Genomic DNA, 18,185 nt, shown 5'->3' on the forward strand with positions numbered 1-18,185 from the left:
TTATGGTAAAACCCTGAAAAACGCACCGAGATAACATTAGTATTAGGGAGACGCTGATTGATTCAAAATTTCGCGGAATTTCGCGCGTAACAAATTGATTTTTAAATGTGTGAGATTCTGAAACGCGAGTTAATCAGCGCTTCCTTAGCTCCTTCAGGTTGCACACTGTAGGTTACAGAAGAGCCGGTAAGAGTTAAGTGCACAGAATTTAATTGCGCAGCCCGACACTTCTCTGAGTACTAAGCAAAATTAGCAATACTATTTCTTCCAACATTGCATTCCATCTACAATGTGAATATAATTACGAATCGTTATCATTAAAAATTTTATTTTTGGTATTTTATAGCGGCACGTTAATTAAGAAAAATTAAACTTTAAGATACTTGTGATGTACAAATTTAAATTTTTAATTTACAGCAAAGCAAGCTTATTTTTACGCAGAATCCCAGTGTTCAGTGTGTAATACAGAATTTTCTCATCTTCAGTTAGCGCATCCCGCGCAAGTCAATTATGGCTGGATTCTAGTCTTAATAGGGAATAACAATGCAGGAAATCGTCTTCGACGTATGTGTGTAGCGCTTGCATTATCAGCGTATGGCCACTTCAGCTGTACAAATTCCCGAGTTCATATGAGTGTGTTCGACAGGCTGTTGAAAAGCTTCGTCGAATTTCTACGTTACATAGCAAATACACTATGGTATGGAAAATTACTACACATTGATTTTTATGATGTGCAAAAACTTAACTTCTGGTTAAGTAATAAATTGAATTTTGCCAAACCAGAGCAATCAATACGCGGATGCAAAAAACATGGATAAAAGTTGGATACAGGTGTTGTTGACTGTAGCCATGCATGTTGCGGTGTGGGATGCGCATAACCCATACCCGCGGAGATAAAGTTGAATCCACTTTCCTATATTTATCCTCCCACACCAGCTTCGCGTGAGCGAGCAGTTGTCGTTGCGGTTGTTGTGGTACTGCATTTAGTCGTTTTGTATCCCACAATGGCACAATCACATGGGTCTTCCAAGCTGATGCGAGAGATGAAAGTGACAGTTGCCATGGCTGATAAGCCTGCTCCACTTTCTGCATCACCACCCATTGCTGCCCCTGTTTTGTCTGTTAAGAAACAGCCGCATGTTGCTAAGCCAGTGCCTGATCCATTGAAGCCAGAGCCTGTTGCACAGGCAGCAGAAATACCGGTTGAGAAACCTGTTGAACCGGAAAAAAGTCCGGATCCAATAATTGATACTGAAATGGCTGAAAAAATCAGGCTAGAGCAAGAAGCTGCACTTGCTAAAGCGAGAGAGGAATCAGAAGCTGCACAACGCAGGGTTGAACAGGAAGCAGCAAAGGCTAAGGCCGAGCAAGTCGCTGCGCAAGCCAAGGTACAAGCAGAAGCCAAGGCAAAAGTAGAAAAGGAACTTGCCCGTCTCGAGGCAATGCAAGAAGCGAAAAAAGTCAAGGCAGAGCAAGAAGCAGCAGAAGCGAAAGCCCAAGCAGAAGCCAGAGCGAGAGCAGAAGTCGAAGCTGTAAGACTCAAGGAAGAGCAGGAAGTAGCAAAAGCCAAGGCGGAACAATTGGCTGAGCAGGCTAGGGCAAGAGCAGATGCCTTAGCGCAAGCCCGGGCAAAAGCTGAAGCCGAAGCAATACGTCTTAAAGCAGTGCAGGAGGCAATAAGAATCAAAGCAGAACACGAAGCAGCGCAAGCTCGGGCAAAAGCTGATGTCTTGGCCCATGCCGAAGCTGTACGCATTAAAACGGCGCAGGAAGCAACAAGAGCGAGGATAGAGCACGAAGCTGTACAGGCGCGGGTAAAAGCTGCAGTCATGGCCCATGCCGAAGCTGTACGCATTAAGACAGAGCAGGAAGCAACAAGAGCGAGAGTAGAACAAGAAGCTGTGCAGGCGCGTGCAAGGGCAGAAACCGTAGCGCGTGCAGAAGCCGAAGTTCGCCTTAAAGCAGATCAGGAAGCGGTGAGAGTCAGGACTGAGCAAGAAGCCGCGCACGCCCGAGCGAAAGCTGAAGCCATGGCACACGCGGAAGCTTTACGGCTCAGGGCAGAGCAAGAAGCTGCCCGAGCCAGAGCAGAACATGAAGCTGCTCAGGCTAGAGCAAGGGCAGAAGCTATGGCACGTGCGGAAGCTGAAGCTGCCCGAGCCAGAGCCAGAGCAGAACACGAAGCTGCTCAGGCCAGAGCAAGGGCAGAAGCCATGGCACGTGCGGAAGCTGAAGCTGCCCGAGCCAGAGCAGAACATGAAGCTGCTCAGGCTAGAGCAAGGGCAGAAGCTATGGCACGTGCGGAAGCTGAAGCTGCCCGAGCCAGAGCAGAACATGAAGCTGCTCAGGCCAGAGCAAGGGCAGAAGCTATGGCACGTGCGGAAGCCGCACGGCTTAGAGCGGAGCAAGAGGCTGCACAAGCCCGGGCAAGAGCAGAAGCCATGACACGTGCAGAAGCCGAAGCTGCCCGTCTCAAAGCAGAGCAGGAGGCGGCGAGAATCAGGGCAGAACAGGAAGCGGCGCTCGCTAAGGCCAAAGCTGAAGCTCTAGCGCGTGCAGAAGCCGAAGCTGCCCGTCTCAAAGCAGAGCAGGAAGCGGCAAGAATCAGGGCTGAACATGAAGCTGCGCTTGCCAAAGCAAAAGAAGAAGCGGACGCCAAAGCGCGTGCCGCAGCCGAAATGGCTCGCCTCAATGCAGAGCAAAGCGAGCCAAGTTACAAAGCATTTTATCACCTGAAAAATGCGAGTCCATCATACCCAGTTGCAGCACGTCGCATGGGTTTGCAAGGCAAGGTGATATTGAATGTAGAAGTATTGGCCGATGGTTCGTGCGGTCAAGTCAATGTGGCTAAGAGCAGCGGTCACACCATGCTCGATGACAATGCGTTGGAAACCGTGAGGTCGTGGCACTTTATCCCTGCCCGGCAGGATGGGGAAGCAATTAACAAATGGTTTAAGGTACCAATCATTTTTTCTTTGAAAGATAACGAAACATGAACAATTTATTTTCCGTTGGTTCGCCTGTTGTAGCTGCCACACTGCTACTCCTTATTTTTCTGTCTGTAGCGACTTGGTCAATTGCGTTGCTCAAGCTATGGCGGCAAGTACGGAACGATAAATCCAATCGTGCCTTCAGTGATGTCTTTTGGGCCGCACGTGACTGGCACGCTGCGGCTGAGGTGGCGCAGCAAGGTTCGAGTGACTTGGCGCGGTTGGCGCAAGCAGGTTTTGCCGAAGTGAAAAACCTAAGTGCTGAACAGCAAGACTTGCAACATATCGGTGCGCCGCAAGATGTATTGGAACGCATGCTGCGCCAGCAGGTGGAGAATATGCAACGCTATCACGAACGCGGCTTGGCCGAACTCGCTACCATAGGCTCGACTTCGCCGTTCGTTGGTTTGTTCGGTACGGTGTGGGGCATCATGCATGCGTTGCAGGACATAGGCGCCAGCGGTTCAGCCAGTCTGGATGTGGTTGCCGGACCAATAGGTGAAGCGCTGATTGCGACTGCCATTGGTATCGCCACTGCGCTGCCCGCAGTGTTAGCTTACAACTATTTTCTGCGTCGCCTGCGTGTGCAAGTAACAGAGCTGGAAAATTTCGCGCATGATTTCGTGCGGCTGGCACTTAAACATAATTTCAAACTGTGAGGTCATCATGGGAATGAGCAATTCAACGCAACAAGGAATGATGAGTGAAATTAACGTAACGCCATTAGTAGACGTGATGTTGGTGCTGCTGGTGGTCTTCATCGTTACGGCACCACTGCTTACCCCGCAGTCGCTCAAAGTTACTTTGCCCAAAACTACAGCGGTAGCAGCCTCTGACCCGATAAAACTACTCCCAGCATTGCTGACTGTAGATGCACATGGACAGATCGAGCTGGACGACAAAGCGTTAAGTGACTCGCAACTGGCAGACGTTTTAAAACAGCGAGCGGTCGATCCGCAGTTTCAGATGAAAATTGAGGCAGACAAAGCTGTACCTTATGGCCGCGTGGCGGAGTTTATGGCAATTGCGCAACATGCCGGGGTAACCAATCTGTCTTTTGTAACAATTCGTCAGTAACGAGAGCTATTAATTTACTGAATAACTGCTTTTGCAGAGGTTGGATTATCGTTTGATACTTATAGACCAGGCTGGGAAGCAACCCAAAATGAGTCGTTTCTTACTTGTAAGATGCAGGTGGAAAATATGCTGTTTGAAACTGTTTAATGACCAAGTCAATAGTTACCTACTACTTGGTGCTGATACTACTTGATGATGAATGAAGTTACTTATTATTCGTAATCAGATGGGATAAAATCACCCGGTAAATTTGAACCGTCTACTCTGGAAAGCCCACCATGAATTTCTTACACCTAACGATTTTATTCTTGTTTGCCACCATTCTTGCTGCTTGCTCTACTACTGAAAAAACGGTTGTTAAAGAGGTTCCTGGCGTATCAAAAGAATTGCCACCAGAAAATATATTGACGCCAACGCAGCAGGAGATTGAAACAGTAAATACCAAAAAACAAGTGGATATCAAAAATATAAATGATCAAGAGTTAGAGGTACATAAACCTGCAAAAACTATTGAGTCATATCAGAAAGAAGCCGCTCAAGGCGATAGTAATGCCGAATATGCACTGGGTATAAAGTATCGTAATGGCGATAGTGTCGCTCAAGATTATGCTAAAGCCAGAGAGTGGTTTCAGAAATCTGCTACTCAGGGTCATGCGGTTGCACAAACCATGCTTGGTAATATGTATCGCAAGGGCGAGGGTGTAGACAAGGATACTAATAAAGCCATAGAGTGGTACGAGAAGGCCGCTGCACAGGGAGAGGCAGGTGCGCAACTTAATCTTGGCTGGATGTATCGTAATGGCGAAGGCGTTGCCAAGGATGCTACTAAAGCCGTTGAGTGGTACCAAAAAGCTGCTGTACAGGGAGATCCTGGTGCGCAATATGCAGTTGGTATGATGTATCGCAAAGGGTTGTTAGGCCTACCCAAGGACGCCGCCAAGGCAATTGAGTGGTACGAGAAAGCTGCTGTGCAGGGAGATGCGGGTGCGCAATTTATCCTTGGCGGAATGTATCGCAATGGCGAAGGCGTTGCCAAGGATGCTGTTAAAGCTGTAGAGTGGTATCAGAAATCTGCTGAGCAAGGATATCCTATTGCGCAAACTTTCCTTGGTCATATGTATCGCAAGGGCGAAGGCTCAGCCAAAAATGCAGCTAAAGCTGCGGATTGGTATCAAAAAGCTGCTTTACAGGGAGATCCAGAAGCGCAGTTCATACTTGGCTCGATGTATCAAATTGGTGAAGGAATACCAAAAGATGATGCCAAGGCACGCGAATGGTGGCAAAAAGCCGCGGCACAGGGAGATCCCAATGCGCAATCTGCGCTGGCACGGTGAATCGTAATCATCCCCGCCTAACCACCCAGACAATACGCCTTATACGCACGATGACTTTGCCCGCGGGAGCTTATATTCCCGCGCAACGTCATTCACCCGCCTCCCTTTCCTTGAAGTTTGACTGCACGCCTGCGTTTTTCGGCTAATGTCTGCATCGAGATATCATCTATTCAGTTCAATATTTAACTGTCGAGTAAATAATCTGCGCGGTATGAAGGAGCACCTTCTGCTAATCAATAAAAATAGTATTTTGTTCAAGTGCATGGTGATACTCGAAGCAATAAGTGGATTCATAAAGGGCGCGGAATAACGTTATAATTACAGTACTATGACTGACCGTTACGCCGTAATCGGCAACCCAATTTCGCACAGTAAATCACCACTTATTCACGCTCAATTCGCACGTCAGACCGTGCAGGATTTAAGCTATGAGGCCATCTCCGCACCGTTGGATGGCTTCCGTGATACCGTGCTGGCTTTACGAGATGAGGGATGCCGCGGTATGAACGTGACCGTTCCGTTCAAGTTTGAGGCGTTCCAGCTTGCCACTCAACTCACCGTCCGCGCACAAGCGGCTCAGGCCGTGAATACTCTAAAATTTGATGGTACAGAGATCATTGGCGATAACACCGACGGCGCAGGATTAGTAGCCGACATCGAACGTAATCTTGGTTTCATATTGCAGGGCAAGCGCGTATTGCTAATGGGGGCAGGGGGTGCGGCATATGGTGTGGCGCTACCGCTACTCAATGCAGGAGCGATTATCACGGTAGCGAATCGCACTGAAGACAAGGCATACCAATTGGCTGCTGTATTTTCCGCGCATGGCCCCATTCATGGTAGCAGCTACACCGCACTTGCAGGTTCGCAATTTGATTGTGTGATTAATGCGACTTCCAGCAGCTTGGCAGACTCACTTCCGCCGTTGCCGCGAGGAGAAAGCGCTTCCTTACTTTCTTCCCCTAACTCATCTTTTTCAATTGAAGAAAACACGAAATGCGGGGGAATTTTCGCGCCTAATGCGCTGGCCTACGACATGATGTATGGAAAGGAAACTCCTTTCTTGATTTTCGCTAAAGAGCAAGGCGCAGCGCGGCTTGCGGATGGGCTCGGCATGCTGGTTGAGCAAGCCGCCGAGTCATTCTTTCTATGGCGCAACATACGCCCCGATACCGCCCCTGTCATCGCCAAGCTGCGTCTGATTTGAGCAAATCGAAGGGCACGCCATGAAAAAACTGTGGTCGTGGATATGGCGTATTGTCGGAGCGCTGCTGCTACTTTTACTGCTCTATCAACTGTGGATTTTTGCTCATATCGCCTGGTGGGTAAAAAATAATCCCTCCACTAGTTCTTTCATGGATCAACGATTACTTTTGATGCAAAACAAGCATCCGGACGCTGAATTACGGCACCAGTGGGTACCCTATGCAAAAATATCCAACAATCTCAAACGCGCACTGATTGCTTCTGAAGACGCAAAATTCGTTGACCATGAAGGCTTCGATTGGGAAGGCATCCAGAAGGCTTACGAAAAAAACATGAAAAAGGGCAAGATCGTGGCAGGCGGCTCTACCATCAGCCAGCAGTTGGCAAAAAATCTGTTTTTATCCACCAAGCGCACGCCATGGCGTAAAGCAGAGGAAGTTATCATCACCGTAATGCTGGAACAGATGATGACCAAGCAACGAATTTTTGAGATTTATTTGAACGTTATAGAGTGGGGCAATGGCGTGTTCGGTGCAGAGGCAGCAGCTCGGTATTATTACCGCGTCAGCTCAATGCAGCTTTCTGCAATACAAGCCGCCAAACTCGCCGCTATGGTTCCTAACCCGCGCTACTATGACCAACACCGCGAAGCCCGAGGCATGTTAAGAAAGGCGGACATTATTCTAAGACGTATGAATACCGCGGAAATCCCTTGAATATTAACGCAAAATACTAGAACATAAACGATGTTTTTCATCGTTTTTAGCTGTCGAAGATTTCTAACTCAAAGCATAACGGGTGAATTTATTTGGTAACAAACAAAAAGGCTTTGATATAAGCCGAAGGAATAATAAAAGTCTCTTCTCCCCCTTTACCGCTTAACTTAAAAACAATGTCATTCTCCTGATTTTTTTCCAAGTATTCTCGCGATACATTTATTCCAAGATGTTCATGATGGGCACAAGTAGAGTAATCACAAGAGCTGATATCTCGTGAATTAAGTGTAATGTTAAGAATATTACCTTTTGAATCAGAAGCCGTATCGTAAAAACGCCAATCGCCATGGTAGTAATCTATAACGTAAATCTGATAACTGAACCCTTCACCCTCATCTGATTTCCACGCGCGTAATAAAACGGTGTCCAAAATACCTTTGCTACTGTTTGGCCCCTTAAAATTCGTAGTTTTCTTTAAATCGTCGCGTTGAACACTGATTGCACTTGCAATGGATTGAACGTCGTTCCAATTGATTTTCGGTCTTGGCGCAACTCTTGGTTCAGGTTCAGCACATCCGGCAAGAATGTAAATGCCTGTAACAAGCATGGTGATTATTAAAGCTTTCAATCTGTTTCTCCTTGTTGCGAATGTCTATGGTAAAAGTTAAATCACATTATGAGCTTAGCTCGCACGAGCTAACCATATTCATTATGTATTTATCATTTCAGAGATAGTTCAAGAACGTCTTTTTTATTGTTGGCCATATTCCTATCAAGGCAAATTGATTGGCATGCACGCTTTGATATCAAAGCCCTTGATCCATCTCGTGATATCTCAAAAAAACAACGATTACCAGCAGCCATATAATTTACCGGAATCCCGTTGTTATTTTTTGATATCAAGAATTTAATTTCTGCCCTTTGTGCATCTTCTGAAGCAAATTCAAAATTATCGTCAACGCCATCGAATTTTAACGACTCAGCATATTTGTCAAGGCCGGGGCATACAGCCCTGAGTTTTAGAAAATTATTTTCAATTAATAGTCTTGTTTCGGCCTTCGTGCCATCAGGTATGGCAATGCTAATTTTTGAATTTTTTTTATTTGAGTCGTTGCCCGATGAGCATTGGGTAACGAGCCACCCCATGAATAGGAGGGCCAATATGCCAACCACTATGGTTTTGGCAGCGACCCCTAGATTCTTAACGCCGCAATGTGGGCACGTTTTAGCGCTGGATGAAACATCCTTTCCGCACTCTTTGCATTTTTTCAAAGCCATGTGCTACTTCTTAATAACGTAAAAAAATGGTCTGCGCGCTTTTACGCAGTCTCGCTTGACTGTCCGGTTGGACGAAGCCGCTACGCGGAGAGTTCAGTTTCAACGAGCCGAAGTAAAAATATAACCTCACCCCCTTTCGCGATGGATTATTCCATGACGAACTATGAGTTTATCTTAAGATGGAAGCATGATCCGACGCAAATTTCAAACTGAACTGCCAGCCTGGTAGTTGGGCTAAATGAAATGAAGCCCAACATCACAGGTGAACACATGCGTTACTTAAGCTCTAATAAACCCACTTGCGGTAAGATGATAATCTTGCCACTGGTGGGCTTTTTCTTACTCCCTGACAGAATATATACGGAATACTGTGCATGTTGCGATTGACTGAAGTTAAGCTTCCTTTAAACCACCCTGATGATGATCTCAAGGCCGCGCTTCTAAAACGGCTGGGTATTAGCGCGGATGAGCTGATTGGCTATGCAATATTTCGCCGTAGCTATGATGCCCGCAAGCCATCGGCTATCATTTTTACGTATACGCTGGATATTGAGGTCAAGAACGAAGCTGCACTGCTTCAGCGTTTGCAGGGCGATAAGCATATTTCACTTACACCGGATACTAGCTATCATTTTGTAGCGCATGCGTCAGCTAAGCTGGCTTCTCGTCCAATCGTGATTGGTACTGGTCCCTGTGGAATATTTGCGGCCTTGATTTTAGCGCAAATGGGGTTTCGTCCGATTGTTCTGGAGCGCGGTAAAGCCGTGCGCGAGCGCACCAAAGACACTTTCGGTTTGTGGCGGCAAGGAATACTCAATCCAGAATCCAACGTGCAGTTTGGCGAAGGTGGCGCGGGAACATTTTCTGACGGCAAGCTGCACAGCCAAATTAAAGACCCCAAACACTACGGTCGCAAGGTGCTCATGGAATTCGTCAAGGCGGGTGCTCCAGAGGAAATTCTTTACGTCAGCAAGCCACATATTGGCACGTTTCGGCTGGTGGGGATGGTGGAAGAAATGCGCGCGAGCATCGAAGCTTTGGGTGGAGAAATTCGTTTTCAGAGCAAGGTTGAAGATATCGTCATAGACAACGAACAGGTTCGGGGAGTCGTGCTGGGTAGTGGCGAACTCATTGGCAGCGATCATGTCGTGCTCGCTGTTGGGCACAGCGCGCGCGACACCTTCCACATGTTGTATCAGCGCGGCGTATACATGGAGGCAAAACCATTTTCCATAGGTTTTCGTATTGAGCATCCGCAACCGCTGATCGATCACTGCCGTTTTGGCAAGAACGCTGGCAACCCTCTGCTGGGCGCAGCCGATTACAAGCTGGTGCATCACTGCGGCAATGGCCGTTCAGTCTACAGCTTCTGCATGTGTCCGGGCGGCACCGTGGTAGCAGCAGCTTCTGAGGAAGGCCGCGTTGTTACTAATGGCATGAGCCAGTATTCGCGCAACGAGCGCAATGCCAATAGCGGGATTGTGGTGGGCATTACTCCCGCTGATTTTCCGGGAAATTCATTGGCCGGCATCGAGTTGCAACGGTACTGGGAAGCGCGCGCCTTCGAGTTGGGCGGCAGCAATTATTATGCACCGGCACAAAAAGTGGGTGATTTTCTTGCAAGCCAACCTTCCACCACGCTTGGGTCTGTTGTGCCGTCTTACGCACCAGGTGTACACCTATGCGATCTGTCTACGTCGTTGCCGGATTACGCTATCACAGCGATAAGAGAAGCTATCCCAGCATTCGATAAGCAGCTTAAAGGGTTTGCCATGTTTGATGCTGTGCTCACTGGCGTGGAAACACGAACTTCGTCCCCCGTACGCATCAAGCGCCGCGAAGATTTTCAAAGCCTGAATATCTCCGGGCTCTATCCGGCAGGAGAAGGAGCAGGTTATGCAGGCGGCATACTTTCCGCTGCAGTGGACGGCATACAGGTCGCTGAGGCCGTAGCATTGAGCATGATCCAGCATGGCACATGCTGAAGAGAAAAATATGAAATTTGCTTCAGCCAATTTCATGATATCAGCGAGTTTTACATGTTATTACCGTGCACTATCCCTGCTACAATCCTTTGCCCAGCTTACAAAGTTCTATACGTCCACCAAGCGAATTCATGAATGCTCAGATATCACTCGTGCCACTTGTACAGCTAGAAAATTTATAGATTTGTGCAATAGTGCATTGATTAAATAAGAATACGAATTTAAAACGGACCATAAATGAACTTGCTTAAAGCTCTTGGTACGATAGGCAGCTTTACGCTGGCTTCGCGCATCCTTGGCATCATCCGCGATATATTAGTTGCGCGCGTTTTCGGTGCTGGTATGGCGACCGATGCCTTCTTCGTCGCCTTTAAGCTGCCCAACCTGTTGCGTCGTTTATTCGCGGAAGGTGCATTCTCTCAAGCCTTCGTGCCAATTTTGGGTGAATATAAAAACCGCCGTGGGCATGAGGAAACCAAGTTGTTGGTCGATCATGTGACTACATTGCTGGCAATCATCCTGTTCATTGTTACACTTATCGGTGTTATTGCTGCGCCAATTTTGGTCTATATCAGTGCACCGGGTTTTGTAGCGACGCCAGAGAAATTTGATCTTACCGTCCAGCTGCTGCGCATTTCCTCTCCTTATATATTTTTCATTTCGCTGGTCGCTGTGGCGTCGGGGATACTCAATACCTACAATAAATTTTGGGTGCCTGCATTTACCCCCATTTTGCTCAACGTGTGTTTTATCGGCGCTGCGCTGTGGCTGGCTCCCTATTTTGAACCGCCTATCATGGCGCTGGCATGGGCGGTATTCATAGCGGGATTTGTGCAGCTTGCATTCCAGCTGCCATTTCTGAAAAAAATAGGCATGTTGCCAACCCTGCGCCTCAACCTGAAAGATGCGGGCGTGTGGCGCATCATCAAACAGATGGGGCCAGCGGTATTCGGTGTATCGATCAGCCAGATCAGCCTCATCATTAACACCATCTTCGCCTCTTTTCTGGTGGCGGGTAGTGTATCCTGGCTTTATTACGCCGACCGCCTGATGGAATTCCCATCTGGTGTGCTGGGTGCGGCAATTGCCACTATTCTGCTGCCATCGCTATCTAAACATCACGCCGATGGCCATCCAGCAGAGTATTCCAAGCTGCTCGACTGGGGGTTGCGCCTGACCTTCATGCTCACCCTGCCCGCAGCACTCGCGCTAGGCATGATTGCGGTGCCACTTTTGGCAACCTTCTTTCAGCATGGTGCATTTACTGCGCACGATGTACTTATGACGCGCAACGCGCTGGTCGGCTACAGCGTCGGCCTGATTGGCATTCTCTCGGTGAAGGTGCTGGCGCCGGGTTTCTATGCTCGGCAAGATATCAGGACTCCGGTGAAAATTGGCATCATCACCTTGCTTGCTACTCAAGCGATGAATCTGCTGTTCATCGGCTGGCTGCAACATGCAGGGTTGGCGCTGGCTATCGGCCTTGGTTCTTGTCTTAACTCCGCCATCCTGTTCTACCTGCTGCGCAAGCGCGATATCTACCACCCAGAACCTGGCTGGGGCAAGTTTCTCGCCAAGCTGGGAGCGGCAATGCTGGTGCTGGGGTTGACGCTCTGGTTTGGTATGGGAAGTGAACAAAGCTGGCTTACCAGCGGCGGTTGGATGCGTATCTGGCGGCTAACTGGATTAGTAGTGATGGGTATGACGGTGTATTTCGCCGTGTTGTGGATGCTTGGTTTTCGGCTTAAAGATTTTTCAAGGCGCGGAGCATGAACAGGTTATAGGGTAGGGGAGTGGATTTTGTCCGGCCATTGGAGCTTTTTACGGAAGAAAACCTTTACCTGCTGATATTCGAACTCATTTCTTTGGGAAGTGCGCAGTTCATAAGACGTTTGTATGCAATATTGAGGAAATGTGAATGACGAACCTTGTTTTTGAGCTGATTGTGATGCTTTTTATCATTCTGGCAGCCTCTGAACTTTTTACTAATGCATTGGAGCACCTTGGTGAGCGACTAAAAATATCGGAAGGCGTGACTGGCTCCGTGTTCGCTGCCATCGGAACGGCCTTGCCCGAAACAATGGTTCCACTGCTCGCATTGTTCGCCGGTACAAAGAACATCAGCATTAATGAAGAAATTGGTGTCGGCGCTATTCTGGGCGCACCTCTAATGCTATCAACACTCTCTACCTGCCTTATGGCATTTGCCATTCTTCATCGGCGTGGATTCAATGGCCATGTCCGGCCGGAACGGAGCGGTTTTGTACGTGATCTAAATTTCTTTCTATTCGCTTTTATTCTTGCTGCTGTGGCTATGTACATTCCGCAGGAGGCACGCACCCTCCGTGGCGCGCTAAGTTTTGCACTGGTTCTCACCTATTTCGTTTACATTTTACTTACGTTGCGTGCCTCGGAAAAGTTGGTTGAGGATGGACATGGCACGGCGGCTGAAGGCAAGATGTTCTTTGCCAAGCTTGGGTTGCCAACTAATCTATGGACCATTTTGCTGCAATTAGGAGTCGGGTTGGCACTGCTGATTTTTGGTGCCAAGGGGTTTATCCACGGTATTGAAGGTACTTCACACATTTTGGGTATTTCTGCATTACTGTTGTCTCTGCTCATTATCCCGATAGCGACCGAACTTCCCGAAAAAGTAAACAGTATTTTATGGATTCGGCGTGGTAAAGATACAATGGCTTTCGGAAACATTACTGGGGCAATGGTGTTCCAAGGAACGTTGTTACCTGCCATTGGAATTATGCTAACACCTTGGCAACCGCGTATAGAAGTGTTGACCGGTGTACTGATTACTTTGGTTGCCGCCGCGTGGCTCCGGTTCCATGCACGTTCAGGCGGATTACCGGTGTGGACACTGCTTGTAAATGGCGGCCTTTACGTTATCTTCCTTGCGATCACATTATCGCGATAGGGCATAAATTAGCTGCACATGGGGCAGGCTAGAACGCTTCCAATCTTACGTTCAGCGCACACCGCCTAACATCCATCACGTGCTTGCAGACTCAATACTCTACATAGAGGAACTCAAAAATAAACGACGGAAATTTGTTGTAGTCGCATGCCCAACCTCTGAAAGAGAAATGCCACGCAATTTGGCTATTTCTTCCGCTACATGCTTAACATAGGCGGGCTGATTGAGTTTGCCGCGATAGGGCACCGGGGCGAGATAGGGTGAGTCAGTTTCAATCAATATGCGCTCAAGCGGAATATGCCGCGCTACTTCTTTCAATAAAATAGCATTCTTGAAGGTAACGATCCCGGAAAAAGAAATGTAGAAGTTCATTTCAATAGCTGCTTGGGCGACTTCCAGGCTTTCGGTAAAACAGTGCATGACGCCGCCAATTTCGGCAGCACCTTCTTCAGCCATAAGGCGCAAGGTGTCCTGTGCCGCTTCACGGGTGTGAATAATGAGAGGTTTGCGGCACTCGCGCGCAGCGCGAATATGGGTGCGGAAGCGCGCACGCTGCCACTCCAGATCACCTTTTAAACGAAAATAATCGAGGCCGGTTTCCCCGATAGCAATGATTTTAGGGTGTTGTGCCAGCTGTACCAGTAATGCTTGGGTTGGCTCGGTATCTGATTCATGGTCTGGGTGCACACCAACAGAAGCATAGATGTGCTCATATTTTTCTGCGAGCAATTGAATTTGGGGAAAGTCTTCTAAATTTACCGAAACGCACAGCGCATGAGAAATTTCGTTCTGGCGCATGTTTGCCAGAACCTCATCAAAGATTGCGGTTAGTTCCGGGAAATTGATGTGGCAATGCGAATCTATAAACATAGGGGATTATTAGTGAAAGATTATTATGGCGGTGAGCGTCCCGTGCTTTATATATTGGCTTCCAACATCATGTGCCGGTAAGACAGCAGGATGGATTCAAATAATAACTTGGGATTCAAAGGATGTAACGCCTCACGTTTTGCGATGATTAACTCATTTTGAAAACGTAGCAGGTTGAATATGGCAATATTATCTGATAGGTTTTTTAATAAATCAGTAAGATAAGGATGATATCTAACCTTTCCTGTGAGCTTTGCGCTGCCTAAATCATAGCACCATTGCTGCAACCAATGGATGACATAAATCGGTTCTATGCGTTGCAACTGTTCGGCCAAAGCAAATACATCGAATTGGGCGGGCTGTCTGATTTCCTGCAAAAAAAGACTGTACTCACTTTCCCCTATAGTTTCCTCAGCGAGGCGTGCTGCTAGTAAAGGAGCAAAGCCAGCCCGTGCCAACGTCGCGACTGGATTGGCATATTTTTGTTGTTGCAGCCAAGTAGAACTGGCCTCGAGTGATGGCATTGGAGCCGCGAGAGCCAGGCAGCGGCTTACGATAGTGGGTAGCAATTGCTGTGGCTTATGGCTAACCAAAATTATTAGTATCCGCTCGGGGGGTTCCTCCAGCGTTTTGAGCAATGCATTCGCTGCATTGGCATTCATTGTTTCTGCGGGATGAATCAGCACTACACGATGGCCACCTTGATGGGTGGACAGATTGATGAAATTCGCGAGCGAGCGCACTTGATGAACAGAAATTTCTTTGCTCGGTTTTTTTCCTTTTTTCTGTTGTTCCTCAAGAACTTCTTCAGCGATTCTCTTTGTCCAACTCTTCAATGTCAAAGATGCTTGAGTTTCGTTGGATTCCTGTATTTCGATCGAGTGCGCGCCCGATAGTAGCAAACGAAAATCAGGGTGAGTACCTTGTTCAAACCAGTGGCAGGAAGTGCAATCTTGGCAAGCCAAATTGTTACCCAATGATTTTTTGCACAACAAAGAGCGGGCGAGATTCATGGCGAAATCTAACTTACCTATTCCTTGCGGCCCTTTCAATAAAATTGCATGCGGCAAACGTGCACGCAATCCGATCCAACGTTGCCAAAGTTCATCTTGCCATGCGTACAGTTCATTCATTAACAAATTTACATTTTTTCAAATAATTAAGAGTAAATCACACCTGGCTTTAATTTTTGAGCTTATTGGTTAGCGCGGGTTATCACAAACTTGTGCTGCAAATTAATATTCAAGCATCTCCACGATGCTGTCGTTTTGGGAGGGTTTTAGAAACAAAAGAGTATTGGTATATCGCGGATAATGCAGCTCTGATGAGTATTGAATTAGATTAGCGGAATTTACTGCATTTTCACTACATGCTTCAGCATATTCACTGCCCCCTATAGCGAACTGAATCGGCGACCTGCATTACTGTGCGTGGAGGGACTTCGCCAACCACCGTTATCAAATAATCGCCCTTTTCTTTACTGTACACATGGATTGCCCCTCGGCTGGACAGGCCAAGTTTTCTATTAAAATGATTCCCCAATGTTTCGATAAACACTGAGATACCAGCCAATCCGTCGGAAAATACAAAATGGAGCGCGTCTGTCTTTTTACCAGGTAGCGGGCGACGTACTTCCATGATTTTCTTAAAACCAGAAGGAATGGCAACGATCTTCCAATCGTTCGTTGCAGTCTGTGTGAGGGTTTCAGACGGCGTGGCAAAGTTAGATTGCTGCTGTAAGGTGGTAGTGGATTGCCCCGTTATCCCCTGCGTACGCTCAATGTCACCGCCTATTTTTAGCTGGATAAAAGTATATTGCTCCACTATCTGTCTACGTTCGTCCAGCACGACAGCTTTTAACAACAGACCGGAATCCCTGTGTGCCCACATTTTATGAGTATAGCGTAGCGTATCTTTAGGCTGGAATACGATGGCCTGGGTATCAAAACCGGCGATGCGTGCCTGTTCGGCGGTACGAATCAAGTAATTCTCGTTAAGCGCGGATAGTTGCTCCGGTAGCAGAGCAGGGAAACTTTTACCGCTATATTGTCTTTCGACTTGCACGGTTTTGTGGTCACCTAAATACCACAAAATTTCTTTGTTATTACGGATGAACTCACGACGTGGGCCTTCCAGACTTTCAAGCTTCTCGTGCTCACCGTTTTGGTCGGAAATGTGAGTAATCCGCGCGGTCTCCATATTACCGTTATGCTGATATACAAAAGTCCCACTGTAATCGGTTTGGTGCGTAGCAAAAGCAATAGTTTGCAGCCAATCCAAGTCAACCTGTCTGCCAGTGTCAGCGAATGCGGGAGCGACGGCAACAAATAAAACCACGATCAGCGCACATCTGGCCTTCATGGTTACTTATCCTCCTGATGACGTGCCACTGTATGAACATAAGAAGTCATACCATGGACATCGGAACTGGGTGAAAACTCCTGATGTGCTATCAGATAATCATCCAGGCCGTTAGCAGGCAGGCTGGCAGAATGTACTGCATTTGACTGTAGCATGGCGATTTGTGGAGCAGTCTCGGGCCCAATTTGCACTGATAACCATCCTACGAGTGTTAGTGCCATAACTGATGCAGCGGCAGAAAGCGCGAACCATCGAACATTATGGCTAACACGACTATGCGGTGCGATAACCGTGGGTTCGGCCTGTAAACGTTCCCGTATGACAATATTGATATTGGCATGAACATGATCGGACTGGCGTAATACATCGCTAATCAGATGATAGGTTCGCCATTCGTCATGTTTGTCAGGATTTCGCTTCAATTTGTCGAGAATTGCTTCCGTCTCGTCATCGAACAACTCACCATCCATTAATGCTGAAATTTCCTGCTTCATGTTCACCACCTCTTGTCTTTACTCGTTCCCAGCAATGGCCGTAAATTTGTTGCAATTGCTTCGCGCGCTCGAAAAATACGAGAGCGCACGGTGCCGACCGGGCAATTCATGGCGGCTGCGATTTCTTCATAGCTTAACTCCTCGATTTCACGCAAAGTGAGTGCAGTACGTAGATCATCAGGCAACGCATTCAAAGAAGAGTTCACTACGTCAACCACTTGTTTGCTCATTAATTCATTTTCAGGAGTGCTAACTTCATGTAACAACCCCGCATCCTCGAAGCCTTCCGATTCTTCCGCATCGAATAAGGTAGTGGTTGGAGCGCGTCTCTTGAGCGTTTGTAGATGATTTTTAGCGGTATTAATGCCAATGCGATACAGCCATGTGTAGAACGCACTTTCTCCGCGAAACGTCGGCAAGGCACGATAAGCCTTGATGAAGGCATCTTGAGTCACATCCTCGACCTCAACTGAATCGCGCACGAAACGCGAAATTAATCGCGCCAGCCGACGCTGGTATTTGGCAACCAACAATTCAAAGGCGTGCTTATCCCCGCGCTGTGCGCGATCAACCAATTGCTGATCGACTTCCTTCTCGCCCATTTTGTTACCCTAAGTTTTATCATGCCGCCTCAAAGGCGGCTCGCTAGTGTAGTGCGGCACACTTGATGGAGCTTATTTTTGAGATCACGTATTCAACGTTTATTGCATGACGCGTCAGAATGACAAAATCAAGCAATTGCTTTGACTATTATGTTCACAATACGTACGTTCACAATACGTTGCCAAAGGTCTCTCTTCACAACCGATGATATCAGCCAAGCAATTTGCATCATTACTCTGGCATCCTGTTGGACACTTCAATTAAATTCATCAGCTTCAAGTTGACGAGCAAAGTTAATTATCATACAGCCATTGATATTAGTATTTTAACAGGAAAATTTTT

The 18,185-nt window shown here is 47.5% G+C and carries 16 protein-coding genes; 9 read left to right on the plus strand and 7 right to left on the minus strand.

Annotation, left to right across the window (positions count from 1 at the left end; genetic code table 11):
* Nucleotides 1–899: 899 nt before the first annotated feature.
* From W01_RS00345 to mtgA, 6 genes are all read left to right on the plus strand, one after another.
* Nucleotides 900–2,996, plus strand: coding sequence for a TonB family protein (locus tag W01_RS00345; protein ID WP_173051701.1), 2,097 nt, complete (start codon nt 900–902; stop codon nt 2,994–2,996).
* The gene (locus W01_RS00350) at nt 2,993–3,649 is read left to right on the plus strand and encodes a MotA/TolQ/ExbB proton channel family protein (protein ID WP_173051702.1); all 657 of its coding nucleotides are present in this window, start codon (nt 2,993–2,995) and stop codon (nt 3,647–3,649) included. Before W01_RS00345 ends, W01_RS00350 begins: the two co-directional genes overlap by 4 nt.
* 13 nt (nt 3,650–3,662) lie before the next feature.
* The gene (locus tag W01_RS00355) at nt 3,663–4,067 is read left to right on the plus strand and encodes an ExbD/TolR family protein (protein ID WP_242006987.1); all 405 of its coding nucleotides are present in this window, start codon (nt 3,663–3,665) and stop codon (nt 4,065–4,067) included.
* Between the two features lie 278 nt (nt 4,068–4,345).
* Nucleotides 4,346–5,401: a tetratricopeptide repeat protein gene (locus W01_RS00360; RefSeq protein ID WP_173051704.1), complete on the plus strand. Its 1,056-nt coding sequence runs from the start codon at nt 4,346–4,348 to the stop codon at nt 5,399–5,401.
* Between the two features lie 328 nt (nt 5,402–5,729).
* Complete coding sequence (gene aroE, locus W01_RS00365) at nt 5,730–6,608, plus strand: shikimate dehydrogenase (RefSeq protein WP_173051705.1); 879 nt, start codon at nt 5,730–5,732, stop codon at nt 6,606–6,608.
* A 19-nt stretch (nt 6,609–6,627) separates the two neighbouring features.
* Nucleotides 6,628–7,323 carry a monofunctional biosynthetic peptidoglycan transglycosylase gene (gene mtgA, locus W01_RS00370; protein ID WP_173051706.1) on the plus strand — a complete coding sequence of 232 codons (696 nt, stop codon included), beginning with the start codon at nt 6,628–6,630 and terminating at the stop codon, nt 7,321–7,323.
* 88 nt (nt 7,324–7,411) lie between these two features.
* Here mtgA and W01_RS00375 read toward each other — a convergent pair whose 3' ends face one another.
* On the minus strand, nt 7,412–7,951 hold the full coding sequence (locus W01_RS00375) for a hypothetical protein (protein WP_173051707.1): 540 nt from the start codon (nt 7,949–7,951) through the stop codon (nt 7,412–7,414).
* A 92-nt stretch (nt 7,952–8,043) separates the two neighbouring features.
* Entirely contained in the window at nt 8,044–8,601 is a 558-nt protein-coding gene (locus W01_RS13790) for a zinc ribbon domain-containing protein (protein WP_198421306.1), read from the minus strand.
* A gap of 374 nt (nt 8,602–8,975) precedes the next feature.
* Here W01_RS13790 and W01_RS00385 point away from each other — a divergent pair, with 374 nt between their 5' ends.
* From W01_RS00385 to W01_RS00395, 3 genes are all read left to right on the plus strand, one after another.
* Nucleotides 8,976–10,586, plus strand: coding sequence for an NAD(P)/FAD-dependent oxidoreductase (locus W01_RS00385; RefSeq protein WP_173051708.1), 1,611 nt, complete (start codon nt 8,976–8,978; stop codon nt 10,584–10,586).
* Nucleotides 10,587–10,823: 237 nt separating this feature from the next.
* Nucleotides 10,824–12,359 carry a murein biosynthesis integral membrane protein MurJ gene (murJ, locus tag W01_RS00390; RefSeq protein WP_173051709.1) on the plus strand — a complete coding sequence of 512 codons (1,536 nt, stop codon included), beginning with the start codon at nt 10,824–10,826 and terminating at the stop codon, nt 12,357–12,359.
* A gap of 145 nt (nt 12,360–12,504) precedes the next feature.
* Entirely contained in the window at nt 12,505–13,515 is a 1,011-nt protein-coding gene (locus W01_RS00395; RefSeq protein ID WP_173051710.1) for a sodium:calcium antiporter, read from the plus strand.
* 99 nt (nt 13,516–13,614) lie between these two features.
* On the opposite strand, the gene W01_RS00400 is transcribed toward W01_RS00395, so the two are convergent.
* The 5 genes from W01_RS00400 to rpoE all read right to left on the minus strand — a co-directional run bounded on the left by W01_RS00400 (nt 13,615) and on the right by rpoE (nt 17,842).
* Nucleotides 13,615–14,385, minus strand: a complete 771-nt coding sequence (locus W01_RS00400; RefSeq protein WP_173051711.1) for a TatD family hydrolase — start codon at nt 14,383–14,385, stop codon at nt 13,615–13,617.
* Nucleotides 14,386–14,432: 47 nt separating this feature from the next.
* Nucleotides 14,433–15,518: a DNA polymerase III subunit delta' gene (gene holB / locus W01_RS00405; protein WP_173051712.1), complete on the minus strand. Its 1,086-nt coding sequence runs from the start codon at nt 15,516–15,518 to the stop codon at nt 14,433–14,435.
* A 250-nt stretch (nt 15,519–15,768) separates the two neighbouring features.
* Nucleotides 15,769–16,746: a MucB/RseB C-terminal domain-containing protein gene (locus W01_RS00410; protein WP_173051713.1), complete on the minus strand. Its 978-nt coding sequence runs from the start codon at nt 16,744–16,746 to the stop codon at nt 15,769–15,771.
* Nucleotides 16,747–16,748: 2 nt separating this feature from the next.
* Nucleotides 16,749–17,240, minus strand: a complete 492-nt coding sequence (locus W01_RS00415; RefSeq protein WP_173051714.1) for a sigma-E factor negative regulatory protein — start codon at nt 17,238–17,240, stop codon at nt 16,749–16,751.
* A gap of 2 nt (nt 17,241–17,242) precedes the next feature.
* A complete protein-coding gene (gene rpoE / locus W01_RS00420) occupies nt 17,243–17,842 on the minus strand; it encodes an RNA polymerase sigma factor RpoE (protein WP_173051715.1) in 600 nt (199 codons plus the stop codon).
* Nucleotides 17,843–18,185: the final 343 nt, after the last annotated feature.

Source organism: Candidatus Nitrotoga sp. AM1P (assembly GCF_013168275.1).
In the GTDB taxonomy this organism is placed as follows: domain Bacteria; phylum Pseudomonadota; class Gammaproteobacteria; order Burkholderiales; family Gallionellaceae; genus Nitrotoga.